We start from the raw sequence: 24,600 nt of genomic DNA on the forward strand, positions 1-24,600 counted from the left end.
TCCTGACGGAGCACCAGCAGCTCAACATCCTTGGACAGATCAGAGCGGATCAGCACGGCCAACAGGCCGAACAAGCCGCTCACCAACCGGTAAGCCAGCGACAACAACACCTCGAGATGGTCGCAGCCACCGCCCTGATCATGCAGCAAAACACCAGCTCACAGCACGAAACCGTATTTCCGAGCGGGACAGGATGTAATTATCGGCAGGCGCAGTGCCGCAGCCCGTCCAGATCGGTGATGCTGTCGGCGCCGCAGGTCATCCCGGCCACGATTCTGCCCGACACTTGGTCACACTCAGGCCGGCGCTGCCACGACCGGTTCCAGCACCATGGCAGGGGAACAGCGGGGCCGTTATGCCGACCGCTCGCCGACGTACCGGTCGGTGTCGCGGCCCGCCGGACACGTGCCGGCCGCGTCAATTCGAGGTATTGGCAAGCGGTGGATCAGTGCAGCGTTCGTCGTCGATATAGGCTGGCCTGAATCTCCGCCTCACCTCGTCATCGGTCATTTGGTGGTCGCCGGGCGCCATCCTCAAGTACTCATCGATGACTTCGCGACGCAGATCAGCGAGCCATTCGTGGCTGTTGACGTATCGGCTGATTGCTTTGACCAGGATTTGACATGCCTGACTGTCCTTCTTGTTCAGCACTATTGATATGTGTTGCTCTCTCCCAAAGGTCAGATCGTGCACCCGGAAGTAGGACTTTCCTGTCCTGCTGTCAATGTTGCCTTGCTGGGTGGAGAATCCCATCAGAATGAGTCGGTCGGTGCTGTATGCATCCGCGTGGCCGATCTTGACCTTCTCAATGCACTCGGCCGGGCTGGTGCCGTTGAAGGAGAGAATCGAAGGATATATTTTCTGGAGGTTGCGCATCTCTGCGTCCGCCGAAGTTTCCTCTACTGTGCATATAGTCTTTCCTGAGAGCTCGCTGGTGCTAGTGAGCTCATCGGCATTGGCGAGGGTGAGCAGCCCGATATCGGTTCTGAGGTAGGATCCGGCAAATCGGACATCGTTTGCCCTGGTGTCGCGGTCGGAAATCATCCCCATCGCAAGATCGATGTACCCTTCGGTCAACTGGCTCGCCCAGTTGTTCTCCCCTATCTCAGTGGGCGTTGATTTCTGGACGCCCGCATAATTCAGTATCCGCTTCCGAGCGGACGCCTCGAAACCGGTCTGGCGGCCGTCAATGATCTCGTAAAAGCCCGGGTACGGCTTGACGCCGACCTTAACGCTTGTTTCGTTCAGAGATGTCGGCTCAAGCGTCGATAAAATTGCCGACAGGTCCAACCCTCTCGTAGCAAACCCTATGACTCCCGTGAGCAGCGAGACAGTGATCAATGCGGCAAGAGCACGGCGGCGGTGGGTGCGGCGCTGGTCGGCGCGGGTGCTGGCGGCCAGGAAGTCGCGTTCCTCGGAGGCGAGGGGCAGGGGGAAGGCGGGGTCGGCGAGGCGTTGCGCGGCGGTTTCCAGCAGGCTGCCGGTGTACAGGTAGGACGGGTCGCGGGTGGGGGCCCACTCGGCGGCGGCGGCACGCAGGCGGGTGTGGACCAGGCGGTCGGCATGGGTTTGGGCCAGCCATTGCTCTCCCAGCAGCGGCCAGGCGTGCAGCAGCACCTCGTGGCTGATCTCCACGGTGTCGGCGGCCAGGGTGAGCAGACGTTCGGCGGCGAACGCCTCCAGTACCGCCTCCACCTCGCGTACCTGGGCGGGGGTTCGGCCGTCGGTCAGGGCGGCGCGGGGCACGCGGTCGGCGGTGTCGGTGCCGTCGCTGCCGGTGGTGGTCAGGCGCAGGAAGATCTGCCGGGTGAGGTCCTGCTGGGCAGGGATGAGCCGGTCGTAGACGCGTTGCGCGCTGTCGGCCACCGCGCCCTCGATGCCGCCGGTGCGCTCGTAGTCGGCCAAGGTCAGCATCTGGCCGGTGCGGTGGCGCCAGGCCTGGTCCAGCGCGTGGGACAACAGCGGCAGTGTCCCGGCGCCGCCGGCCGCCGCGGTGGAGGGCGGGCCGGGTGCGGCGGGCCGGTGGGTGTGGATCTCCCGCAGCAGCGTCTGGACCAGGTCGTCCTCCACCTGGGAGCAGGCCTGCTTGGCCGGTTCTGTGATGGCCAGGCGCAGCTGCCGCTCGGTCATCGCGGTCAGCAGGTGACGGTCCTGGACCGCCTGGGCCAGGGGTGGGTAGTTGGCGCAGCGGGCCTCGAAGTCGGCCCGTACCACCAGCACCACCAGCGCCGCCGGCGTCTGGTCCGGGCCGTGCCCGACGGTGGCGGCGGCGTGCAGCGCGGTGATGAACGCGGCGCGCTGGCCGTCGTCGGTGCACTGCGTGAACAGCTGCTCGAACTGGTCGACGAGCAGCACCAGCCGCCGCTGTCCATCCACCTCTGGGGATGCCGGCCCCTGAGCGGCCGCTTCTGGTGCCGGCGGTGGTGGCCCCGGGGCGTTTGGTATTTCGGTATCGAGCACTGGGGGGCCGAGTGGCGGTGAGTTGGGCGCCGGGAGGCCGGGCGCGGCGCCGGCGTGCAGGGCGGCCTGGCGGGCGGTCAGGGCGAACCCGGCCGGATCCTGGGCCAGGGCCTGCCGGAGCGCGCCAGCATCGCTGCCAGCCAGGGCCGCGGTCCGTACCGCCAGTTCCTCCAGCGGGGTACGGGTCGGGGTGAACAGCAGGCAGGGCCAGCCGGTTGCGTGAGGTGCGCCGTCCAGACCCGCCCAGCGCAGCCGGGGCAGGATCCCGGCGCGCAGCACGGAGGACTTGCCCGCGCCGGACACCCCGGAGACCATCAGCAAGCCGCCGGCCGCCGCCTGGCTCGACAGGCGGGTCATGAGCTGGCCGGTGACCTGCTCTCGGCCGAAGAAGTAGGCCACGTCGCGTTCCTGGAAGACGTTCAGCCCGCGGTAGGGGGAGTCGACCACGCCGCGCACGTCCGCCAGCGGCGGCACGCCCCCCGTGTCACTCCAGGTAAACCGGCCGTAGTTGTAGATAATCTGGGTGTTGCCCTCGCCGATCTGCACCCCGGTCGCGGTACGCGCGTCGACCACGTACCGCTGACCATTCCCACCTGGCGCCGCCGACGACTCAGCGCGCGGCTCGGCGGACGACGTTGCGGGGGGTGCGGGCGGGTCAGGAGTGGGCTGCGGGTCCATTGGGCCTCGTGCCTGCGGGATCAGGCTGGGTCGGGGGCGAGTGGAAGACATTGCGCTGCGTGAGGTGCTCGCCGACCTGGACGGCCTGGGCATACCGCACGTCCACCACGTACTTGCCGGTGCCGATGGACGGCCCATCGGTGTCACCGGGCTGGGGAGCGGTGTCGTCAGGCGCGTCGGCCGGTACGGGGACCGACCGCTCGCCTTCGGTCGCCACCTGAATAGCCTGCTGCTCAGCTGCCGCCGTCTCGGGCGGGGCGATACCGGCCGCGATGCGGTCGGCGTGCCTCTGCGCGCGCAACGCCACCATCGCGACCACGAGCCCGGCCACACCCAGCAGCATGCCGCTGAACATGCCGATCACGCTGGCCCGTTGATCCAGGGTCTCCAGCAGTTTCGGGGGCAGGTTGAACGGATCGTAGACGAACCCCAGTACCCCTGCCACCAAAGAGGCCGCCAGCACCACGAGCACGATGATCGCCATGCCGCGCCACAGCCGCGAACCCGTCGCTCGTCCCACCTCGGGCATCGTCTTCGACATGCTTCCAGAGTGCTCCCGAACCAGCGCGAGTGGCGACGAAAGTAGCAAAGCGTTACCTGTCCTCACGACCGTCGTTCGGGACAACCCCCGCAGAACTGGATGTCGATCACAGTACCCGCAGGAACGATCGTCCCGAAACCCGTTGTCAAATTCCGAAGCCCTGTGCACAGGTATGTGATTGTCCGGCTGGGTCCATAGTCCTGTGCGCTACCCGAGCCCGCGCCTGTGGTGTCCGTTAGGGGAACCTAAACTCGGTAGGGCGTACGGGTTAGCGTCCACGGAAGTGGCGTATGGGTTAGAGCACGCGTCGAGCACTGCGAGCGACCTCTACGGACAGTGCCTGCATGACTGGAAGGTGGGCTCCACTTCCGCGAGCTATGATGGGGCCGAATGGGGCGGCGGCCGTGCTCGGTGCGTGCTCGTACGCCCTGTCATGCGCCGTCAGGACGCGGCATTGCCGGGCACGCAAAACGCGCTGAGACGGCACGAACCATCACCCAGCGGCACCGTGTGGCACTAAAGGATCTTGCTTCTAATCCGACGGTCGCAGGTTCGAATCCTGCAGGGCGCGCTTATGTGACCGTAGGAAACCCCGGTCCGACCTGCGGTGATGCAAGCCCGCCGATGCTTGGCGTGTGCCACGGTGTGCCAGTCGCGGCCCCGGGCTGCCACCGCTTGCGGAATATACGCGGAATGATCTCGCCGTCCGCGGCCGCCTCTCGCGTGGGCGGTGCGAAGTGACGGCGGCGGCCGGAGCGGTCTCTCCGCGAGAGACGCCGTCCGGCACACCGGACGGCGCCGCCGCGACTTCCTCCAGATCGGTTCCTCGAGGACACATCCAGGTTCCTCGTTCGCTGTTGCGGTCGGCCTCGCACGGCGCCCTGGCGGTGGCCGCGTGGGCGATGTACGAGACGCTGATGCCCCGCGCCCTGGGCGGCGCCAAGGCCGCCGCGCACGCGAGGCGCTGCTGGGTGGCCGAGGCGCTCGGTGTGAGCGAGAAGACTTTGGACAGCGCACGCCGCGAACTGCTCGCTGACATATCGGGGGGCCCGTGGCTGTCTCGCTCCAAGCCACGGGGGGCCAAACGCGCCGTCCGCCATGCGGTCCTGCGCCTACCCCGCGAGACTGGCGAGTCGTTCGCCCGGGTGCCGGCATGGACGCTGGATCTGTTGTCGGCCTCCTGCGACTCGGGCCGGCGCATCTCACCGAACGCCTGGCGACTGTACGCGCTGGTGCTGCTGGCCAACCAGGGCAGGGACGATCGACCGCTGGAGACCTCCGTCGGCTACCTGGGCACCCTGCTCCAGGCCTCGCCCGACACCGGCCGCCGCAGGCTCCGGGAACTGGAACGCGCCGGCCTGACCGAAGTCACCGCGCGCCGCGGCGGCCGCCTCCTGGTACGCCCCGTGCTGAACCCGGATCAGGCCGCGACGACCTCCGTCACATACTCCACACAAGGCCGCTCGCACACCAGGAGCCCCTCGCAACCCAGAGCATTCACCCCTGGCAGAACCGGGCAGTCACCCCTTGCAGATCCGGGCACTCCACAGAAGGCACATGATCACAAGACATCTCCGCTGGATGCATCTCAACCTCCCGCCGCAGGCGACCTACAGGTGGTAGACGACAGCCCGCCCGACACAGGAAGCCCAATTTCGCGGCGCCGAGCAAGGCCCCACGACGCGGCGACAGCACGTCAGGCCGCAGAAATGTACCGCCATGCCATCCCCATGGCACTCGCCCAAGGCATCCCGGCCTTCGGTCGGCAACGCGTACTGACCGCCATCGCCGCCGAACTGACCAGCCGAACCCCAGCAGAACTGACCGAGCGGATCCGACGACGCTGGAAGCCATGGCAATGGCGCAACGACATCGACGACCCCACCGCCGTAGCCATCACGATTGTCCGGCGCGGCTACCACTGCCCCGACCTGCGCTGCGAACAACACCACCGCCTCGACACCGCGCAAGCATGCGCAGCCTGCACCCAGATCGCCGACGAGACCGCCCGCCGCCGCACTGACACACCGGACCACGGTCAACATCCCGACGCCATCTCTGCCCGTCCGTCTGGGCCTGCACCGATCCGCGAGGTGCTCGCAGCAGCACGGTCTTCCCAGACTTCACTGCTGTCGACGGCCACCATGACGAACCTCGCCATCCCACCATCCGCGAACGCCACATACCGGGCAGCCCGCACGGCCGTGGACGCGCTCCATCGACGCAACCAGCAACGCCCCTTCGCCCAGAGCACCGAAACGAATCCCACATGAGCCGACGCGAGCATGAACGTCACAGCGCATATGCGCACCCGCCTCCACAGGCCCCGCCGCGAGCTCCGCATATCTGGCTCACAGGCGGCTCGTGTCCTTGACTCGCGTAGCGGCGGTGAGACGAGCCGGCACAAAATCCGGAGCGGCGATAAAGACACCTCGCAGCCTCAAGCTGCTTACGGCGGGCTCCGAAACGATCGATCATCATCTGAGGCCTGACGATGGGTAAACGGCTGCCGTAGTCTTGATTGCCTCTCGTGCTCCTCAAGCTGAATGTGTGGTTCTGTGCCGTGCAGAGCCAGGACCTGGAGATCTTCTGGCGGGCCTTGATGCTGATGTTCGACCACGACCGCGCGGCCAGCCGGGGGGAAATGGCCCTGCGCGGCCTGTACGTCTTCAGTCACGACGACGCCTTCGGCCGTGCGCCAGCGCACCAGCTCCTGGAGCGCATCGAGGTCACCTCGAACCCAGGCGTGATCGCCCCACGATCCTTCAAGGACTACACCGTCTCCATCGCCAACGACCTGCCTGAGGGAGTCGTCCTCAATCGCCTGGTCGGGTGATGCCCGTCCCGCAGCGGGCCGCCTCGATCGGCGGCCCGCTCGTTCAGGTCACTTTGTCAGCCCTGGAACACCATGCTTACTGCCCGCGCCAGGCCGGCTTGATTCTGCTGGAGGACGGATACGCCGACGACGCCGCCACCACTCGCGGGACACTCATGCACAAGCGCGTACACGAACCGGGCAACGAATCGCGCGGCGCCATCCGCACGCCGGTGATGTGGCGTATGCGGTCGAACATGCCGGTCTTGGCGTGCGTCTCCAGCAGCAGCTCGGGGTAGTCGATGCGGGGCAGCATCGCGGCCACCGCGTCGTGCACGGCCTTGAAGCCCTCCGGCAGCGGGGCGGCCTCCAGCCGGGCCAGGTGCAGCTTTCCGCCCTTGATATTCACCGACGCGTTCGCCGTCAGCCCGGCGGCGACCTGGGTGTAGGCATCGTCGACCAGGTCGGCCAGCTCGCGCAGATGGGCACGCGGATCGGCCTGCAGGCCCAGCGCCGTCAGCACCGAGGAACGCTCGCGAACCCACAGCCGTTCCTCGATCAGCCGGGCTCGCGGGTTGCCCCACTTGTCCGCGCCCACCGCGTACACATCGCGGCGTCGCAACGCCAGATGCAGGGCCTCCAGGATGGCGAAGACATAGGCGGGCCTGTCGATCTGCGGCGCCTGCAGCGCGGGATTACCGAACACCAGCCGCCGCCACGACCCCGTCACCAGCTTCTCGAACCCCTTGATGTGCTCGCGGCCCGGCTTGCGCGCCGCCGTCAGCTTCGGCAGCGCCTTCACCGCGGCGACGATCGGTGAGCCGACCGCCGTCGCCCCCCACGGGATGACCGAGGCCAGCTGCTCGATGAACGGCTTGACGGTGCCGTAGCGCTCCACCAGCTCCGCCCGCCACTCCAGATCACCGTCGTCCTCATCCGTCGGCAGCGGCAGCAGCTCCGCGATCGTGGCCAGCGCCGCCTCCAGCTGCTCCCGGCTGACCACCTGCACTACCGCGTCCACCACCTCGCTCGCCGTGGTGTCCTTGGGCCCGCCATCGTCGCAGACTCGGGTCGGCGGGGTATCGCGCACGATCGCCCACGCGGTCGCCAACCTGGCCGCCGCCACCCGCAGCCGCGGCAGAGTCCGCAGCTTCTCCTTCTCCCCGGCCCGGCCGGCCTGCGACAGCAGCTTCGTCGACATCAGCAGGTCGAACAACAGCAGCGCGTCATCGACCGCGACCCCCTCCAGTTGCCGCACCGTTGCCAGCAGCGTGGCCTCGCGCCGGTCGTCTTGAAGCTGCCTGATCCGGAAGGCCTTCGCGGTGGTGCCGAACCTGGCCAGCTCGGCCATCTTCACCGGCGCCACCGCGCTGCAGTCCACCGCCCCGGTGCCTAGCCCCAGCACATACGCCGCCCGGTCGAAGGCCTCGCCCATGCCCGTGCCCGACAGCTTGGTCACCGCGGTGCGCATCTACTCCAGCACCGACACCTTCTTGCCCTCAGGCACCGTGAGTGTGGCCACCAACTCCCCGCGCATGTGAGGCGGCGCCACCTCCACCAGCGCCCTGTTGATCGCGGCCAGCCCCTCCCGCCGTACCTCGGTCACCAGCCGCGACACCGTCGTGATGCCCGGCAGCAGCGCCCGGTTCTCAATCAGCCACAGCACCGCCCGGTCGAACAGCTCCCCGCTTGGAATCGCGCGTCTTGGCCACCCGCGAGGCGGTGAACACCATCACCTCGGCCTCGGCCTCGCTGAACTCCCGGTATCCCAGCAGCTTCCGGATCTGCGCCGCGTGATCGTAGGGGGTCTGCCAGCGGTCGCCGTAACGCTTGACGACCGTCCAATCCTCGATCCCCAGTTGCTCGGCCAGGTAGCGGATCACCACCTCCGGCACCTCGGCCAGCATGGCGTCGGTCAGGAACGTGCCGAGCATCCGCACCGTCCCCCACTGCAACGACCAGCCGAGCCGATTCTCCACACCCCGCCGCATCCGCGCCTGCGCCAGCGCGGCCTCATCCAGGAAGAAGAACCGCTCCAGTTCCTCGGGCGTCGGATCCGCCACAAACCGGCCGTACCGGCTCACCTGCTCGTCGGATAGATACTCATGCTGCACGAATCGTAACCGTACGAGAACATCCCGTTACTACTCGCCGGTATGTCGAAATCGACACTGACTCGACCTGCTGCACCCCCAACAGGCCCGCCGCTCGGGTCGGAACCACCGAAGGAAAGGTAGCTGAGCGTAACCAGGAGTCCCAGGCCAGCTTGACAGAAAGCCCACAGAGCAGCACTCACCCGCCGCGACCTGCTGCAACGGGGGCCGGTGAGATGACCCGCCCGCCGAGCGCCGGACTCATCCGGCCCTGCCCAGACCGAAACCCCGCGCAACCCTCCAGCGCGAACGGCTCCACTTTTCCTTCGGTGGTTCCCGCTCTACGACCCGCGCGTGCTGGCCCTGGCCAAGGCCCGTCAGCAGCACGCGCACGAGTCCGCCCCGGTGTCCCAGAGCGAGACGCCCCTGCTGCTCGCGGGCAGGCATCTGGCTTTGCTCATCAAAGTTTCGCGGGACCGGTAATGCCCAGGCCTTGCCGTACATAGAAAGTGATGTCCGTATTTTCGCCTGACAAAGGATGCCCGTGAATGAGGAACGGCTGGCCAGATTCGAGGCCGTTTACCGGCAGACGTATGGCCAGATCACCGCATATGCGATACGCCGCTGCATCGCGCCGCAGGACGCGGCCGACGTGGTCGCCGAGACGTTCGCCATCGCCTGGCGCAAGGTGGACAAGCTGCCGCGCGGAGAGCCGGCCCTGCTCTGGTTGTACGGCGTGGCTAGGAAGGTGCTGGCCAACCACTACCGCACCGACAACCGGCGCCGGGCCAGGACCGTCGAGCTCGACGGGGAGATGACCGACCTCTATGCCGCCGCGCCGGAGAGCGGGGTCGAGGCCGAGGCGGTGGCGCGGGTGTTCACCACGCTGCCCGACGACGATCGGGAGGTGCTGGCCCTGGTCGCCTGGGAGGGCCTGGACCGGGAGGAGGTCGCCGCGGTGTTGGGCCTGACGCGCAACGCCGTTCGGGTGCGGCTGCATCGCGCGCGCAAACGGTTCGCGCGGGCGCTGACCGAGGCAGGAGTGCGGACGGACCGGCTGGTATCTACGGAAGGGTCGCTGTGATGGACGAGATCGAGACGATGACGAAAACCCTGGCCAGGGTGAAGCCGGGCGAGCACGGCGGGGACCCGTCCGGCGCGGGGGCGCGGGCGCTGCTGGCGGAGATCACCGCGCACGCGCCCGCCGAGAAAGCCACGCGGCGCTGGTTGCAACGGCCCCGGTTCGCGCTGGGACTGGCGCTCGCCGTGGCGGCGGTGGCCGTGCCGAGCGTTCTGGACGACAGCGGCACATACACCTCGGCCTCCTGGGCCGTCACCAAGCAGGCGGACGGGGTGGTGTGGGTCAGGGTGACCAACTTCAAGGACGCCACCGGACTGAGCAGGCAGCTCAAAGAGCTGGGCGTCCCCGCGATCGTGGACTACGCGCCCGAGGGCAAGAAGTGCAAGGAGCCGCGCGCCGAATACGTCGAGGACGTGCCCAAGGGCCTCTACTACGCGCCCCAGAACATACCGGGCGACGACCGGGGCTGGCAGATGCGGGTCGACACCACGGTGTTCCGCCCGGGTGAAACCTTCGTCTGGACGATCACCCCGCTGTCCGGCGGCGGCAGCAGCACCAGCACGATCCTCATGAAGGATCCCGTCGCGCCGTGCGAGCTGGTCGCCGACGACCGCGGCGAGAAGCTGGTCAAGGAGTTCGCCGGCTCCCGCTCGGTGACCGGGAAGGGCGGCCTCCTGGAGGGTTACCCGGTTAAAGGCAAGCCGCTGGAGGAGGTGCGCAAGGAACTCGATCGCCGCGGCCTGGACTCGACGTTCGTGGTCCTGCCAGGCGGGCAGGGCGAGAACATGGTGGTCGTGGACGCGCGCCAGCACCCGCTGGAGAGCGAACGGTTCATCCAGCTGCTGGTGAAGCCCGCTCCGTGAGGATGGGCAGGCGCCGCCCGTGACGTGCCAGAACGGCTCCACCTTTCCTTCGGTGGTTCCGACCCGAGCGTCGGGCCCAACACTCAGCCGACCTGCGGCTCAGCGCTTATCGAGAAGTCTCGTCGGAATATGACCACGACCCCTCCTAGTTCCGGCACTGCCCGCTCATGCGGCACCCAGCATCGAGATCGTGAAGATCTCCTTCGACAGCCCCGGCTCCGACCGAGGCGGCAACACCAGTATCAACGCCGAGTACATCGACATCCGCAACAACACCATCCGCACGGTGCGGATGGCCCCCCACTCGGGTCGGCGTCACCGGCCGCAAAGTAGCCAGAAAGGCCAGATCAAAGCCCCCCTCGACAGACCCCTTGATCAGGATGCGAAGCCATAGCGCTCCGCAGTCGCCTGGGATGCCGATCTTCTCGCGAGGCCGATGAACAGCCACGATGTGGTCCGGGCTCTCCATCGGATGGTGGGAGCTGATCACTCACAGCTACTTTGCCCCTGGTGACACCGACCCGAGTGGAGGGCCCGCATGGCGCGTGATGCCGCCGTGGAGGGCTCAGGGCAGGCGGACAGGGGTGCGAGATCGTGAATCGATGCGGTTGCCGGTGCTGGGATCGATGCGGAAGATGCCGGTGGCGCCTCGAATGGCGTTGATGGAGGTGAACAGGAACAGCTGGCCGGACACGTCATGGGTGGTGGGCAGTCGCTGCTTGCCGTTGGCGTCGGTGGAGGCTTTGTGGGTGGCGTAGGTGGCGGTGACCGTTGCGTCGTGGGCGAGGGCCGCCCAGCCGGTCAAGAGGTGCTCGGCGGGGAAGCCGTGGCTGGTGAAGGCGGCGGCGAACTCTTGGTACAGGCCCCTGTCGGGGTTGCTGGGACTGTCCAGCTCACGGGTGTCGGCCAGCGGCACGTAGATCAGCTTGATCAGGGCCTCGGGGTCACCCAGAGAGGAGTCGTTGTGCCGCTGGCCGGTGGTTTCGGAGCCGGCGATCACGGTGATGGGGGTGCTGCGGCAGGGCCGGTTGTGCAGCATCTTCAAGAAGGTGGGCAGGAACTGCTGCCGGCCGGCGTAGAAGACCATGTCGGGACGATCGCCGCACAGAACGTCGGAGATGGTGCGCAGGGCCGAGTCACCGCCGCGGGGATCGAAGCGGAAAATGTTCCCGTCCCGGCCGAGGAAGTCCTTCAGCCCAACCTTGGGGTTGAGGAAGGCCTCCTTGAGGGTGCGGGTGTACAGGTCCGCCGTTCCTTGGCTGGTGAACTCCGCCCACACCAGCGCCGCGGTTTTCAGTTCGCTTTGCTGGCGCAGTTCCTTGCCGATGATGGTGAGCTGGGTGGTGTTGTCGATGGCGGTACGGACCAGGCCGGGGATGGGTCCGCGGCCGTCGATCGTCCCGGTGGCGTTGAACCCGTCGGCGGTGATGATGTCCGCCACCATGGGAATCGGCTGGGGCTTGGCGGCAGACAAGAGCCGGGCGGCGTTGAGGCTCTCCTGCTGACTCAGGCCCATCCCGACTGCGGCCACCAGCCGATCCGGGGCATCGGTCATCTGCGTGAGGGGTGTTACGGCCTCGCGCCAGTAGGTTGCCTCGGGCCCCATGTTGGCCAGCACGAGCCGGATCTTGGGGAAGTCCCGGCTGCGGTTCGCGGCCACCTGCGCGGTGTAGGCGCCCTCCACCTGCTGAAGGGTCCGTGTGCGGACCAGGTCGTCCTGGCCGGCGGCACTGGCCGGGTCCGCAGCGGCGACAGAATTGCGGTCATCGCTCGGGGGACGCATCAGACCGACGAACGCGATGGTGACGTAGCCGTCGGGCTTCGCGGTGACGCGCCTGTTCTCTTCGGCGATCTTGCCCAGCACCGTTTCGTACTCCGCGCCGAACACTGCGGCGCCGTCGCGGCCGTCCGTTACGCCGATGCATCCTTCGTCGCGGGACTGTAACTGCGAGTTGCTGCTCCAGCATTGCTGGGAGTGCTGGTAGAAGATCCAGCCACCACCCGCTAACAGCAGCACCGGCGCCATGACCAGCACAGTCACCCGCCGCCGCGGGGTTCGTGGCCAGGCGGGGAGGGAGAGCCAGCCACGTAGTGGCCTTGCCGCAGGCTTCGCCGGATGCCGGGGACGGCGGCGACCCGGGTTGTCCTTGATGACCTTCAGCCAGTCCCAGATCTCCAGCCACAGCTGCACCCGCTCTGTGGCCAGTCCAATTTGCTGCAGGTAGCGTTCGACGAATTCACGCGTCGGCAGCTTGTCGATGTCGGCAGCCATGTTGGCGCTTAGGGTCGCCCCTGGGATGTTGAGGTCGCCATAGGTCTTGTTGTTGAGATGGAGGACCTTTCGAAGCGCGGCGCGCAGCTGTCTGGGCGTTCGCACAGCCTGATGCAGGTTGTCTGGTTCCTTCGGCGCCGGCGGCTGCTGTGCGTCGGAGCCGTGCTCGGGTGTGGCTGTCATGGCTGGTCCTGTCCGGCTGTGCGGGCCACGCGCGGGCCCCACATCAGCGTGGGCGGCAGCAGAGCCGATGGGTTGTTCAACCACCCGATCAACGTGCCGGCCGTGGCACCGGCCAGCAGCACCAGCCCCACCACCGATAACAGAGACCGCTCTGCCAGGACCGGCACCAGACCAGGCGCGATCTCCGGCAGCAGGATCAGCAGGACCAGCACCAGTACGGCCAGGCGGTGCCGCGGACGCAGCGCCTGGGGCGCGGCTGGGCCTGGGGCCGGAAGGGCGCCGTTGGGGCGGGGACGATCGGGTCGGGGACGAGAACGACGGGCAGAGGTGGACATGGGGGCCTCTCGGATTCCTGGGCGCGGCTAAGCACCGCTGTGCCAAGCCCCGGCGGCTCGATTACCGGTCGTTCCGCCCGGGCCAAACGAATTGATACCGAGAAGACCACCGCTGTCCCCCGACTTCAATGGGTTCCGCACGTTCGGGACGCTTCGGCGTTACATCGCATTGATACGGCGGTCTGTCCGGTGTGGTTTGGCCTGCGAGGCTAAGCTATGCCCGGCGTTCGGTGTCCTGCCCGGCCCTGTGCCCTGCCGGCACCGTCATGACCGCGGCCCGATCGCCACGAGCCAAGAAACATGACGAGGGCTTCCCGCCGGTAACGGAAAGCCCTCATTTCAATGCCCGAACATCCACGCCGCGCCCAGGAAGACAAGACGAACGGTCCGAGACGAGACGGCTTGCAAGACGAACGCCGTCCCTGTCCGAGTCTCACCGCCGCGACCATGATCACACAACAGCCGAACCTCTTCGGTTCCCGTCTGAACGCGTCCGAACAGCAGCGGAAGTCCCAGGTCACAACAGGTCACAACAGGTCACAACAGGTCACAACAGGTCACAACAGGTCACAACAGGTCATGCTGCCATCACCCTGCCCGCAGTGTGACTGAAGTCTGCACCTCCAGCACCGGGCGGCCGAACCTGCGCCCGAACCCGTGGGGGCCAAAGTGGGGTCCCGGTAGTAATCGCGATCGTTATCTGGGGTTGTCAAGCGAACTAGCTGGTCAACCGCTTGAAGGTCTGTCAGGCACGTCAGGCAAGTAGGCAGCCGCGCCTGCCCTGTCAGCGGGGGCGTCGAGAGGTCCATCAACCGCATGAGAAGACCCCGCTGGATCTTGCCGGTGGGGTGGTGCTCGAAGCAGGGCAGCAAAAAGCGCTAGCAGCTGGTCTGATGACCTGCGGATCTGATGGATGATGCCAGAGTGGCGCGCTTTGAGAAGTTCGTGGAGGAACTACTCGACTTCCTGCTGACGCGGCTGGATGAGGCCGGGTTCGAGCGACTCGTCGCCCATGAGCCCCGGCGAATGTGTGCCCCTTTCATCTGCTCGGGCGGCGGCCGTGTGGAGCAGCGAGGAATGTGGTTCACGGGGTGCTGCGCCTGCTCGCAGATCCCCTCAGGAGGGTTCGGCGGGGACATCAACGCTGAAGCATGGCCATGCTTTCATGTTCGGTCTTTGACGCTGCAGTTCGCCGACGACCCGGATTACTGCCAGGGGTGGAGGCCTGAGCACGCGCTCTTCGCATCGGGGAGGCTCCTCTACCACCGCCTCCTCTGACGGACGCGTGGGCGGCGAGGTGTCTGCGAGGTCTGAAGGCGCCGAGGGTCTGCTTTCTATCGGGTCTTCTGCACGTGAGTGGTGTCAGTGTCGAGGAGGGCGCCGTCGGCGCTGGCCGGCGCGATTTCCGGCACAGGGATACCGTGCTGGTCGACAAGGGTGGAGTGGGGCTCGCCAGGCGCGAAGGCGTGGCGTTCTCCCCACTGTCGCAGGGTGAGGATGACGGGGAAGAGGTCGCGGCCGGCGTCGGTGAGCACGTACTCCTGGCGGCGGCCCGATGGTGCGGTGCGCTGGGCGAGAAGCCCGTGAGCGGTGAGCTTGCGGAGGCGGTCGGTGAGGATGTTGCGGGCGATGCCGGCGCGTCGCTGGAACTCGGTGAACGATCGTGCCCCGTCCATCGCGTCGCGGATGACGAGCAGGCTCCACCTGTCGCCGACGAGGTCGAGCGTGCGGGCGACGGGGCAGTCGGGGTCGGTCCAGCCGAGGTTCGGGGCGCGCATGGTGGTGCGCGACATGACACCTCCCGATGAGTTGCGGATTGAAACCATTCTGCCGTACCGTCCAATTGGTTGCAATTTACTACTGATTGGGGTGAAGTGCGATGGACGTGTGGCGGCGGTTGCTGCTCGCGGTGGTGTGTGGTGTCGCTGTGGCGAGCATCTATGCCGCGCAGCCTGTTCTGGAGCCCATGGGACTTGATCTCGGTGTATCGGCAGAACTCACCGGGTGGATCGTCGCGACTGGCCAGGTCGGCTATCTGGCAGGACTACTGCTGCTGGTGCCCCTTGGCGATGTGGTCGACAGGCGCCGACTCATCGCCGTGCACCTGGCACTCACCGCAGCGAGCATGATCCTTACGGCCTCGGCGTCAGCCGCATGGGTGGCGTTCGTGGGGCTCGCGGCGGCTGGGGTGTTCGCGGTCGTGGTGCAGACCACGGTGGCCTACGCCGCGTCGGTCTCGCTGCCCGCCGAACGCGGGCGCAACATCGGTGTCGTGACCTCGGGCGTTGTGGTCGGCATCCTGGGCGCGCGGGTCATCGCCGGCGCGCTCGCCGAAGTGTGGGGCTGGCGGAGCGTCTATGTCGTGCTCGCGGTGCTGTCACTCGGGCTCGCGGCCCTCGTCCTGGTCGTACTGCCGTCAGAGGAGCGCCCCAACCGCCCGGTGGGGTATCGGCGGGCCGTCGTCTCACTCGGCGCACTGTTCGGGGAGCGCATCTTCCTGACGCGCGGGCTCATCGCGTTCTTCTTGTTCGCATCGTTCGGAACCCTGTGGAGCGGACTGTCCCTGCCGCTGGCGGACACGCCGTGGCAGCTGAGCGAGAGCCAGATCGGGCTGTTCGGCATCGCCGGACTCACCGGCGCACTCGGCGCGGCACGCGCGGGACGGTGGGCGGATGCAGGACGGGCGGCCCCGGTCACCGCTCTCACGCTCACCCTGCTCATCCTCTCGTGGGCAGCGATCGCGCAGCTGCCGTGGTCACTGTGGCTCCTCATCGCCGGAATCGTGGTTCTCGACTTCGCGGTCCAGGCCGTGCATGTGAGCAACCAGCACCTGCTCACCGCCGCGCATCCGGATCGCACCAGCAGCGTCATCGGCAGCTACATGGTCTTCTACTCGCTCGGCTCCGCCCTCGGCGCAGCCGCAACCACCGCCATCTTCACCACCCACGGCTGGGCGGGCTCCAGCCTCCTCGGGGCCGGATTCGCGGCCTGCGCGCTGGCCGTCTGGGCGACCGACAGGCGACTACCCCTCGATAGCGCGACCCGCTGCACGCCCGCAGCCGCCGGCAGGCCGGTGCGGTCGAAGACCTCCAGCAGCAGTTCGGGAAAGTCCAGCCGGGGCAGCATGTCATCCAGCAGGGAACGCAGCTCCTTCATCAGCGGCGGCTCCTCGGCCGCGCTGAGCTTCTCCAGCTGCAGCCGGCCGCTGACGAACTGCACCGCGGTGTTGGCGCCGAGCCCGTCCAACACGCGGGCATAAGCGCCCTCCGGCGCGCCGGCGAGCTCGGTCAGATGCCTGGCCGGTTCGACCTCCAGCTCCAGCGAGGTGAGGATGCGCGGCCGCGCCTGCTGCCACGCCGTCCCGTCCAGCAGCCGGGCCCGCGGATCGCTCCACCGCTCCGACCCCCTCGGCGAACACATCGCGCCGGCGCAACGCGCCGTGCAGGTGCATGACCGCGCACAGCACGAACGCGGCCTTGTCGATCTGCCCGTCCGGAACATCGGGGTTGCGGTAGATGAGCGGCCGCCACGACCCGGTGATCAGCTCCTCGTGCGCGGCGACGTCGCCAGGGCCGTAGCGGCGACGCCCCTTGGCCATCGCCGCGGCCATGCGCACCATCGCCAGCACCGGTGCGCCGGCCTCCACCGCCCGGAACCGGATCACCTCCAGCAGCAGCTCGATGAAGCCCTGCACGGTGCGGTAGCGCTTGACCAGCTCGACCCGCCACTGCGCGGCCGCGTCATCATCAGTGACGGGCACGAAGGCCGCAACCGTCTCCACCGCCGAGGCCAGCTTCTCCCGCGGCACCACCTCCTCGATCGCCTTCCACACCTCCACCAGCGACACCAGCCGATCCTCGGTCGCCACCGGCACCGGCTCCACCCGCACCGCCCCAGCGCCCAACCCGCCGATCTCGGCCACCCGACGCAACTCCGCCACCATCACCCGGCCTGAGGCCCGCGTCGGCGCGGTACGCAACCGCTCCAACTCCGACACCCGCCGATCAGCAGGCACCCGCAGCAGCTCCGTCAACCTGGCCCGCAGTACCGGGCCCGCGCGCTCGGCCAGCGTGCGATACAACCGCGCGTGCTCAGCCCGGCGCACCTCGCTGATCAACCGGGTCAGCGTCGTGATCCCCGCCGGCAGCAGAATGCCCTCGCGCAGCATGTGCACCACGGCGCGGTCGAACAACACCCGCGGCCCCTCGATCGTCGACCACACCCGGGCGGCCAGATAATCGCGGACCTCCTGCTCACGTTTGGAGAACTCCGAAAGCTCCAGCAGGTCCCAGCTCTGCGGGTGCCGATTAATCATCCGGCCAGGTCAAGCCGCATGCCGGTACTCCCTCAGGATGCCTCCAAGCCGATCATGTCGATGGATGTCGAGCGCTGTGATCGGGGCTGGGTCAGCGTTGGGATTGGGAAGCGGTGGGAGTGGAGCTGCCTGGTGGAGAGCCCGATGCGGCCGGTGTTCGTTGTAGAAGGCTGCGGTGAACTTGGCGTCCCGGTCTCGTATCAGGAACCTGGCGGTGCTGCCGGCGTCCTGTAGGTCCATGACGAGGTTGCGACCGGCTTGGGCCACCCATTGTCCGGTGGGATGCGCGGTGACGCCGAGAATCCGTACGCGGCGGGTGGCGTGCTCGATGACTGCCAGCACGTAGAGGCGCGCTCCAGTCAAGGTGCGAACCTCGAAAAAGTCACAGGCCAGCAGGGCGACTGCCTGGCTGCGTAGAAAGTCGGACCAGGTGGTGTGCTCCCGTTGGGGAGAGGGGTCGAGGCCGTGGTCTTTGAGGATCTCCCAGACCGTGGAGGCGGCGACCTTGATGTCGAGCGCGGCCAGTTCGCCGTGGATGCGCCGGTAGCCCCAGGTGGAGTTCTCTCGTGCCAGTCGCAGCACCAGGATGCGGATGGACCGGACGGTGCGTGGGCGTCCGCGCCGCCGGGGTACGCAGGCCGCCGCGTCACGGCGCCGCAGCAGATCGCGGTGCCAGCGCAGGATAGTGTCCGGCCGAACCAGCAACGTCAAGTGGCGCAGCCTGGCGACCGGCAGACGGTGAAGCAGCCCAGCGAGAAGGAACCGGTCATCCGGCGTGAACGCGGGCTTGGCCAACTGCCGCTGCAACACCCCCAGCTGATGCCGCAGCACCAATATCTCGATGTCTTTGTCATGATCGCTTCTCGGCAGGAGCCGTAGGAACGAGAAGGTGGTCGTCACCGTGATGTAGGCCAAGCGCAGCAACACGACCGACCATCATGCCGCCATCATGCGCAGCGCTCGCGATACCCACCAGAAACCGAGCCCGTCCACTATGTCTTTGACCTGCACGGATGAATATTCGGCACCCGCAGGCTCCGGCGGGATCAGGGCGGAACATCGTCAAGCCCGTGGCGCCTCCCACCAGCTGAGAACGCTTCGACCTGACCAGCGCCCATACTCCTTCATGGCCAGGTCACGGTGGTGACGTCGTGTCATCCCATGTCTGGCCGGCGCTATCCGGTACGAGTGGTAGGAGGAATTCGTAAAGGTCGCGAAGCTGGTCAGCGTCGACGGGGGGAAAGACGACAGTTGCTCCAACCGCGAGCAGGTAGGGCAACAGGGCCGCCGTCCGAGCCTCCTCATCGGTGGCGACGGCTGATCGCCACACCCGCTGGAGTGCGGACAGTCTGGCCTCGTCAAGGCGGGTCTGCACGGCACGCACATCCGCATCCCATGTCGCCCACGCCCGCACTGCGATATCGAGTTCTGGACGATAGAGTCCTGTGCCGCCAGGGCGGACGAGTTTCGTCAGCCGTGCGAGGATTACCCGGGCACCAGCCGATTCGCCGACGTCGGCAATTGCATTTTCGAGCGTTTCGATCGATAGGCGCTCGAAATGGGCGAGAAGCGCTTTCTTGTATCCCTCGGCGCCATCGAAGTGATGGTGGAACGACCCTTTCGACAGGTTGAGTCGAGCGGCGATCCGGTCGATTCGAATCCCTGCTGCGCCTTCTTCTGCGAGTACCTTCAAGCCTTCGTTCAGCCACCGGTCTCGTGCCGTGCTCATCCGGCAAACGTACCACTGGGTATGGAGGGGTCCGCGCTCGTCGAGGCACATGCGAGCTTCATGCCATGAAGCTGTAGACGCCGACTGCGATGCAGATCAGCAGCATGGCGGTGGCGTTGAGGAAGAGGTTGCGGCCGAAGTCTCGAGCCGCGATGTGCATCGCGATGGCGACCATGAAGTAGAGGACGAGTGCAGCACAGGTCACGGCACCGAGATACGGCAGCCAGATGCCCAGGATCAGACCGGCCGCGGCGGCGAACTTCAGCGGTGGCATGATCCACCAGTAACGTCGCGGCCAGTTCACGTCTTCGAAGCACTGGGCGATGAACGGAACGGGCTTGATGCACATGACGGCGTCACCGGCCTGGATGATCGCTAGGACGACAACCGGCCAAACCGGATCGGGCAATGCTGACACGTCTCTCCTCAGGCAGTGGATTGATCACGATGAACCAGTTCCGTACTATACCGTATAGTATGGTCCTAGCCTTGCCAGAGCCGGTGTGGGCGATCTTGTCCTCAGCGTGTGGGCAGCGCGGGCGCGACATGACGGGTGCTGGAATCGTCATCGACTACACGTGCGACCGGGACAGCCCCGCATGGTTGCCACGGGTTCGCATTGAGTAAGCAAGGACCGCGATCGAACGACCGCAGCTCGCCGGCGGCCACACTGCACGTATCCCCCAAGCCATCCGAAAAGGGGTCACTAATGCAAAGAAAACTACGGGCTGCAGGAATTGCCGTAGGCCTCGCTGGTGCAATCCCTACCGGCTCCAGCGCGCAGGAGTATGACCCGCACGCGATCGTCAAGTCGGTGATGAACGTGGTAGCTCCGGGCTCGTTCCTGGTGGTGTCGCATGCGCGCGGCTGACAGGCGGCACACCTCAGGCCGGGGTGTGCGCATCGCTCTCACGCGGCCTGAGCGCCAACACTTCGGACGGGCTGTATTCTCCCCCATTCCTCATCGGATCCTGGCCCTGACCGCCGTACTCACGCTGGCCACGGCCGGGTGCAGGGTGCTGCCGACGCAGGAAGCCGCGCCCCCGCCCGCCACCACCGCGCCAGCGTCGAGTGCCCCGGCCACCAGCGCACCACCCGCCACCGCCACAACATCGGATCAAGACACCCGACCGGCCCTGGCCGAAACCCGCAGCACCATGACCGAGAACCTCAAGGTCGAGGTCGTCGGCCTCAACCGCGTCAAGGGCAAGCACCTCATCGCCCAGATCCGGCTGTCCAACACCGGCACCGACAAGCACCTGTCCTGGCCCGGCGAGATGGGTGACCGCACCCGCCCCCTCGGCGCGATCAAGTGGGCCTCCGGCATCGGCGTCCTCGACGCGCAAGCCCGCACCTGGATCCTGCCGTACAAACCCGCCGGTTCCCCGTGCCTGTGCAGCGACCTGGACCGCGACGGCCTCGGCCGCTTCATCGACCCTGGCCGGTCGATCACCGTCTACGCGGTGCTGCCCGCACCGTCGGGCAACCCCGCGACGACCACCGTCGTCACCCCCGTGGGCCCGCCGATGCTCAACGTGCCCATCAGCGACGAAGCCCCGCCCGGCGACTTTCCCAACCCCGATGCCGAGCCCGTCACCCCGATCACCCGCCGCCTCATCCTCCCCTCCGAGTCCCTGGACAAATCGGAGGAGACCGCCGACGACGGCAAGGACCTGCAGGTCAACCTCTCCTCCGACGTGCTGTTCGCGGTGGACAAGGCCACCCTCACCCCCAAAGCCAAGTCGATCATGGCCCGCACGGCCAAGCTCATCGACGCCTCCCCCGCCACAGCGGTGACGGTGGCGGGCCACGCCGACTCCTCCGGCAACGACGCCATCAACGATCCACTGTCGCTGCGCCGCGCCCAGGCGGTGCAGCGCGCCCTGTCGGAGCTGCTGTCCCGGGACGGGGTCCGCTTCAAGACCGAGGGGTACGGCTCGCGCCGCCCGCTGTACAGCAACGACAGCGATGAGGGCAAGCGCCGCAACCGCCGCGTCACCGTGACCTTCCCCAAACCTCAGCCGGCCGCCCCGGAACCGGTGGCCACGACCTCTCCCGGCGCGACCGGCCTGACCGGCACCACCAAGGCGGACGGCCGGCCCATCGCCATGGAGGTCGCGGGCCTGCGCCGACTGCCCGGCGGCCTCGGCCTGCTCACCTACAAGATCACTAATGAGGGATCAGCCGAGACCTGGTTCAACGACCTTCACCACGCCCAGGACTGGGAGGCGTACAAATACCAGGCCGCAACCAACGTCCGCGTGACCGACGTCGCCGCCCGCCGCCAGTACCTGCCCGGCCGCCTAGAAGTCCCCACCGACGACGGCGTGGACTTCTACTGCGCATGCACCGACGTCTCCGGCGTCCGCATCAGCACCGAGAAGTTCGCACCCGGCCAGACCCGCGAGTTCTGGAATCTCTTCGCCCTGTCCGACACCGCCGACACTCTCAAGGTCCAGATCGGCCCGTTCCGCGACCTCCAGGTCCCCATCCAGTAATGGCATCTGGGGGTTACAGTCCGGCCATCCCTCGCTCATGGAGGTCCGGCAGCCGATCCCAAGGGACCGCCCCACGATGGGAGCGCTTGCCTAGGCCTCAGAGATCTGAGGTAGCCGGCGGACACACGCCAGACCCGCTCCCGGCCCCCTATCGGCGCGCGCCTTCCCGCGTTCCCAGGAGCGGCAGGCCCGCCACGTACCGCCGAAGGAAAACCGCGGTCGGGGTGTCCGCAGTCGCGACGGTGTCCGGAGTGCCCTCCGCGACCACCGCACCCCCGTCCGGGCCGGCACCGGGCCCCAGGTCGATCACCCAGTCCGCGGACGCGGCGACGGGGATGTCATGTTCGGCCACGACGACGGAGTTGCCCGAGTCGAGCAACACATCGAGCGCATCCACCACACGCTGGATGTCAGACGGGTGCAGGCCCGAGACGGGTTCGTCGAGAACGACAAGACCGGCCTTGCGGCCCGTGGCACCGCGCTGGATCGCGGACGCCAGCTTCAGCCGCTGCGCCTCGCCGCCGGACAACTCCGTGGCGCTCTGGCCGAGCTGGAGATAGCCAAGCCCGACCTGGTCCAAGGCTCCCAGGGTTTCCGCGAGTTGCCGGGGTTCCGAGAACTGTTCCACCGCCTCGGCGATGGTCAGCTCCAGCACCTGGTCGATGGCCAATCCCTGGTACCTGATCTCCAAGGCCTCCGGCTGGTAGCGCCGCCCCTCGCACGCGTCGCAGACCACCCACACATCCGGCAGGAAGTGCATGTCGACCAGCTTGCGGCCATAACCGGTGCAGGTTTCGCAGCGGCCACCGCCCGCGGTGTTGAAGCTGAACCAGGAGGCATTGACCCCGCGTCCGCGTGCCACGTCGGTTTCGGCGAACAGCTTGCGGACAATGTCGAACGCCTTGCTGTAGGTGGCCGGGTTGGACCGCGGCGTCCGCCCGAGCGGTTCCTGATCGACGACGGCGAGCCAGTCGAACCCCTCCAGGCCGGTCACCTGTCGCACCGTGTCGGTCGTCGTCCCGTTCAGGGCGGCCTCCACGCTCGCCGCGAGCGCGTCGAGCAGGCTGCTCTTGCCGCTGCCGCTCACCCCGGTCAGGCAGGTGAGCCGACCGACAGGGAAACGCACCAGGTCTGCGGTCACGTTGCGCGCACGCAGGCCGTGCAACTCCACCCACCCGGTGTCATCCCCGGCCGGGCGGCGGGCCCGGCGTAGCCGCGGCCCCTCACCGGCCAGGTAGCGCCCGGTCAGTGACGTCGGGTGGGCGGCCGCATCGGCGGGAGGCCCCGACACCAGGACCTCACCACCGAGGCGGCCGGCGCCGGGCCCCATATCGATCACCCAGTCGGCCCGCGCGATCAGCTCGGGATCGTGCTCGACGAGGAGCACCGTGTTACCGGCCGCGCGCAACTCCAGGGCGATGTCGAGCAGGTGCGCCTTGTCCGCAGGATGCAGCCCGGTCCCGGGCTCGTCCAGGACGAAGATGATGCCGCTCAGCTCGGTGCTGAGCTGAGCGGCGAGCCGGGTTCGCTGCAACTCACCCCCGGACAGCGTCGCCGCGCTCCGGGACAGCTGGAGATGGGCCAGGCCGAGCCGGTCCAGGATTCCGAGCCTGCGGCCCAGGTCCTGCAGCAGCGGCTCGCCCACCTCGCGCTGCCGGGATCCCAGGTCGCCGGCCACCCGTTTCGCCCAGCTGCGCACCTCCCGTACGTCCACCTCGATCAGGTCGGGATAGGTCAGCCCGCCGAGCCGCACGGACCGGGCCACCTGGTCGTACCCGCTGCCGCCGCAGGTGCCGCACGGCTGCTTGCGCATGTACGGCAGGTAGCGCTGCTTGGCGCTGGAGGTCTGGGCGTTCACGAACACCCGCTCCACCTCGGCCAGCGCCCCTCGCAGCGGCTGGCTCGAGGTGTAGGTCACCGAGACCGTCTCCTTTTTGCTGGACATGTCGACGGTCGCCTCAACCTTCTCCTCACCCGTGCCGTACAGCACGCAGTGGCGGAACTCCTCCGGCAGCGACTGCCACGGCCGACCGAGGTCCACACCCCGCTTCTCGGCAAGCGCCGGTACGAACGCGTGCTCCCCCGACCGCCACTTCGCATACCAGGGCGAAGCCCCCTCGAAGAGCGGAAGGTCCGGATGAGTGATGACCAGGTCCGCCTGCGCCTGCCAGCGCCCGCCCACCCCGTGGCAGTCCGCACAACTCCCTTCCGGCGTATTGCGGTCGAAATGAGCGGTCGTCAGATGCCCGTCCCCGCTTTCCGCCGCCAGATCCGCGCCGATCCCGGGAAGGCGCGAGTACAGCAGCCCCAGATGCCCGTCGATGCCGGTGATCGTCGCGACCGTGGAGCGCGGGTTGCGGTTCAGACGGCGCTGATCGACCGCGAGCGTCGCGCCGAGTCCCAGGATGCGGTCGACCTTCGGCCGATTGCGCTGGGTGATGTACTGCCGCACGAACGGCGAAAGCCCTTCCAGATACCGCAGCTGGGCCTCGTTGTGCAGCGTGTCGATCGCCAGCGAGGTCTTGCCACTGCCACTCACCCCCGTGAAGGCGACGAGCCGCCCCTTGGGAATGCTCACCGACACGTCCCGCAAATTGTTGGTACGAGCCCCCACCACCTCGATGGCCTCGCACCCCATACTCGCAACGTCCCGTACGAACGCGGTCAACCTTGATCCACCCTCTCGCAACACAGCAGAACACAGGCGGACGGAGCCCCACCCATGTCGAATGAAACA

At 67.5% G+C, this 24,600-nt stretch carries 20 protein-coding genes; 8 read left to right on the forward strand and 12 right to left on the reverse strand.

Features of this window, described 5'->3' with window-relative positions:
* Window positions 1-417: 417 nt before the first annotated feature.
* Window positions 418-3,033 carry an nSTAND1 domain-containing NTPase gene (locus ACTMTF_RS47675; RefSeq protein WP_441116718.1) on the reverse strand — a complete coding sequence of 872 codons (2,616 nt, stop codon included), beginning with the start codon at window positions 3,031-3,033 and terminating at the stop codon, window positions 418-420.
* Window positions 3,034-3,115: 82 nt separating this feature from the next.
* Window positions 3,116-3,679 (reverse strand): hypothetical protein, encoded by a 564-nt coding sequence (locus tag ACTMTF_RS47680; protein WP_441116719.1) that lies wholly within the window; start codon window positions 3,677-3,679, stop codon window positions 3,116-3,118.
* A gap of 902 nt (window positions 3,680-4,581) precedes the next feature.
* Here ACTMTF_RS47680 and ACTMTF_RS47685 point away from each other — a divergent pair.
* Window positions 4,582-5,952, forward strand: coding sequence for a hypothetical protein (locus ACTMTF_RS47685; RefSeq protein ID WP_441116720.1), 1,371 nt, complete (start codon window positions 4,582-4,584; stop codon window positions 5,950-5,952).
* A gap of 257 nt (window positions 5,953-6,209) precedes the next feature.
* Window positions 6,210-6,515 (forward strand): type I CRISPR-associated protein Cas7, encoded by a 306-nt coding sequence (locus tag ACTMTF_RS47690; protein WP_441116721.1) that lies wholly within the window; start codon window positions 6,210-6,212, stop codon window positions 6,513-6,515.
* Window positions 6,516-6,591: 76 nt separating this feature from the next.
* Here ACTMTF_RS47690 and ACTMTF_RS47695 read toward each other — a convergent pair whose 3' ends face one another.
* From ACTMTF_RS47695 to ACTMTF_RS47705, 3 genes are read right to left on the reverse strand one after another with little or no spacing between them, the layout of a single operon-like run.
* On the reverse strand, window positions 6,592-7,965 hold the full coding sequence (locus ACTMTF_RS47695) for a hypothetical protein (protein WP_441116722.1): 1,374 nt from the start codon (window positions 7,963-7,965) through the stop codon (window positions 6,592-6,594).
* Window positions 7,966-8,160: a hypothetical protein gene (locus ACTMTF_RS47700; RefSeq protein ID WP_441116723.1), complete on the reverse strand. Its 195-nt coding sequence runs from the start codon at window positions 8,158-8,160 to the stop codon at window positions 7,966-7,968.
* On the reverse strand, window positions 8,144-8,608 hold the full coding sequence (locus ACTMTF_RS47705) for a DUF4158 domain-containing protein (protein WP_441116724.1): 465 nt from the start codon (window positions 8,606-8,608) through the stop codon (window positions 8,144-8,146). Before ACTMTF_RS47705 ends, ACTMTF_RS47700 begins: the two co-directional genes overlap by 17 nt.
* A gap of 517 nt (window positions 8,609-9,125) precedes the next feature.
* On the opposite strand from ACTMTF_RS47705, the gene ACTMTF_RS47710 reads away from it, so the two are divergent.
* The 3 genes from ACTMTF_RS47710 to ACTMTF_RS47720 all read left to right on the forward strand — a co-directional run bounded on the left by ACTMTF_RS47710 (window position 9,126) and on the right by ACTMTF_RS47720 (window position 10,925).
* Window positions 9,126-9,671, forward strand: a complete 546-nt coding sequence (locus ACTMTF_RS47710) for an RNA polymerase sigma factor (RefSeq protein ID WP_358145767.1) — start codon at window positions 9,126-9,128, stop codon at window positions 9,669-9,671.
* On the forward strand, window positions 9,671-10,531 hold the full coding sequence (locus ACTMTF_RS47715) for a hypothetical protein (protein ID WP_441116725.1): 861 nt from the start codon (window positions 9,671-9,673) through the stop codon (window positions 10,529-10,531). Before ACTMTF_RS47710 ends, ACTMTF_RS47715 begins: the two co-directional genes overlap by 1 nt.
* Before the next feature lie 190 nt (window positions 10,532-10,721).
* Entirely contained in the window at window positions 10,722-10,925 is a 204-nt protein-coding gene (locus ACTMTF_RS47720) for a hypothetical protein (RefSeq protein WP_441116726.1), read from the forward strand.
* A gap of 171 nt (window positions 10,926-11,096) precedes the next feature.
* Here ACTMTF_RS47720 and ACTMTF_RS47725 read toward each other — a convergent pair whose 3' ends face one another.
* Window positions 11,097-12,986 (reverse strand): hypothetical protein, encoded by a 1,890-nt coding sequence (locus ACTMTF_RS47725; protein ID WP_441116727.1) that lies wholly within the window; start codon window positions 12,984-12,986, stop codon window positions 11,097-11,099.
* Window positions 12,983-13,198: a hypothetical protein gene (locus tag ACTMTF_RS47730; RefSeq protein WP_441116728.1), complete on the reverse strand. Its 216-nt coding sequence runs from the start codon at window positions 13,196-13,198 to the stop codon at window positions 12,983-12,985. Before ACTMTF_RS47730 ends, ACTMTF_RS47725 begins: the two co-directional genes overlap by 4 nt.
* A 1,047-nt stretch (window positions 13,199-14,245) precedes the next feature.
* Here ACTMTF_RS47730 and ACTMTF_RS47735 point away from each other — a divergent pair.
* On the forward strand, window positions 14,246-14,599 hold the full coding sequence (locus tag ACTMTF_RS47735) for a hypothetical protein (protein WP_441116729.1): 354 nt from the start codon (window positions 14,246-14,248) through the stop codon (window positions 14,597-14,599).
* A gap of 56 nt (window positions 14,600-14,655) precedes the next feature.
* Here the strand turns inward: ACTMTF_RS47735 and ACTMTF_RS47740 are convergent, their stop codons facing one another.
* Complete coding sequence (locus tag ACTMTF_RS47740; RefSeq protein WP_441116730.1) at window positions 14,656-15,114, reverse strand: winged helix-turn-helix transcriptional regulator; 459 nt, start codon at window positions 15,112-15,114, stop codon at window positions 14,656-14,658.
* 86 nt (window positions 15,115-15,200) lie between these two features.
* Here ACTMTF_RS47740 and ACTMTF_RS47745 point away from each other — a divergent pair, with 86 nt between their 5' ends.
* On the forward strand, window positions 15,201-16,580 hold the full coding sequence (locus tag ACTMTF_RS47745) for an MFS transporter (protein WP_441116731.1): 1,380 nt from the start codon (window positions 15,201-15,203) through the stop codon (window positions 16,578-16,580).
* Between the two features lie 1,065 nt (window positions 16,581-17,645).
* On the opposite strand, the gene ACTMTF_RS47750 is transcribed toward ACTMTF_RS47745, so the two are convergent.
* From ACTMTF_RS47750 to ACTMTF_RS47760, 3 genes are all read right to left on the reverse strand, one after another.
* Window positions 17,646-18,563 (reverse strand): hypothetical protein, encoded by a 918-nt coding sequence (locus tag ACTMTF_RS47750; protein ID WP_441116732.1) that lies wholly within the window; start codon window positions 18,561-18,563, stop codon window positions 17,646-17,648.
* Between the two features lie 208 nt (window positions 18,564-18,771).
* Window positions 18,772-19,365, reverse strand: coding sequence for a TetR/AcrR family transcriptional regulator (locus ACTMTF_RS47755; protein ID WP_441116733.1), 594 nt, complete (start codon window positions 19,363-19,365; stop codon window positions 18,772-18,774).
* Between the two features lie 58 nt (window positions 19,366-19,423).
* Window positions 19,424-19,783: a DoxX family protein gene (locus ACTMTF_RS47760; protein WP_441116734.1), complete on the reverse strand. Its 360-nt coding sequence runs from the start codon at window positions 19,781-19,783 to the stop codon at window positions 19,424-19,426.
* 739 nt (window positions 19,784-20,522) lie between these two features.
* Between ACTMTF_RS47760 and ACTMTF_RS47765 the strand changes: the two genes are divergently transcribed.
* Window positions 20,523-21,863, forward strand: a complete 1,341-nt coding sequence (locus ACTMTF_RS47765) for an OmpA family protein (protein WP_441116735.1) — start codon at window positions 20,523-20,525, stop codon at window positions 21,861-21,863.
* A gap of 148 nt (window positions 21,864-22,011) precedes the next feature.
* On the opposite strand, the gene ACTMTF_RS47770 is transcribed toward ACTMTF_RS47765, so the two are convergent.
* Entirely contained in the window at window positions 22,012-24,447 is a 2,436-nt protein-coding gene (locus tag ACTMTF_RS47770; protein ID WP_441116752.1) for an excinuclease ABC subunit UvrA, read from the reverse strand.
* Between the last annotated feature and the right edge of the window lie 153 nt (window positions 24,448-24,600).

The sequence above is a fragment of the Nonomuraea sp. ZG12 genome (genome assembly GCF_052068115.1).
In the GTDB taxonomy this organism is placed as follows: domain Bacteria; phylum Actinomycetota; class Actinomycetes; order Streptosporangiales; family Streptosporangiaceae; genus Nonomuraea.

What these genes read in the sequence shown, in the direction of transcription:
- ACTMTF_RS47680 (WP_441116719.1), bottom strand. Translation starts at nt 3,679, where the DNA reads ATGTCGAAGACGATGCCCGAGGTGGGACGAGCGACGGGTTCGCGGCTG.
- ACTMTF_RS47685 (WP_441116720.1), top strand. Translation starts at nt 4,582, where the DNA reads ATGTACGAGACGCTGATGCCCCGCGCCCTGGGCGGCGCCAAGGCCGCC.
- ACTMTF_RS47695 (WP_441116722.1), bottom strand. Translation starts at nt 7,965, where the DNA reads ATGCGCACCGCGGTGACCAAGCTGTCGGGCACGGGCATGGGCGAGGCC.
- ACTMTF_RS47710 (WP_358145767.1), top strand. Translation starts at nt 9,126, where the DNA reads ATGCCCGTGAATGAGGAACGGCTGGCCAGATTCGAGGCCGTTTACCGG.
- ACTMTF_RS47715 (WP_441116725.1), top strand. Translation starts at nt 9,671, where the DNA reads ATGGACGAGATCGAGACGATGACGAAAACCCTGGCCAGGGTGAAGCCG.
- ACTMTF_RS47725 (WP_441116727.1), bottom strand. Translation starts at nt 12,986, where the DNA reads ATGACAGCCACACCCGAGCACGGCTCCGACGCACAGCAGCCGCCGGCG.
- ACTMTF_RS47740 (WP_441116730.1), bottom strand. Translation starts at nt 15,114, where the DNA reads ATGTCGCGCACCACCATGCGCGCCCCGAACCTCGGCTGGACCGACCCC.
- ACTMTF_RS47745 (WP_441116731.1), top strand. Translation starts at nt 15,201, where the DNA reads ATGGACGTGTGGCGGCGGTTGCTGCTCGCGGTGGTGTGTGGTGTCGCT.
- ACTMTF_RS47755 (WP_441116733.1), bottom strand. Translation starts at nt 19,365, where the DNA reads ATGAGCACGGCACGAGACCGGTGGCTGAACGAAGGCTTGAAGGTACTC.
- ACTMTF_RS47765 (WP_441116735.1), top strand. Translation starts at nt 20,523, where the DNA reads ATGACCGAGAACCTCAAGGTCGAGGTCGTCGGCCTCAACCGCGTCAAG.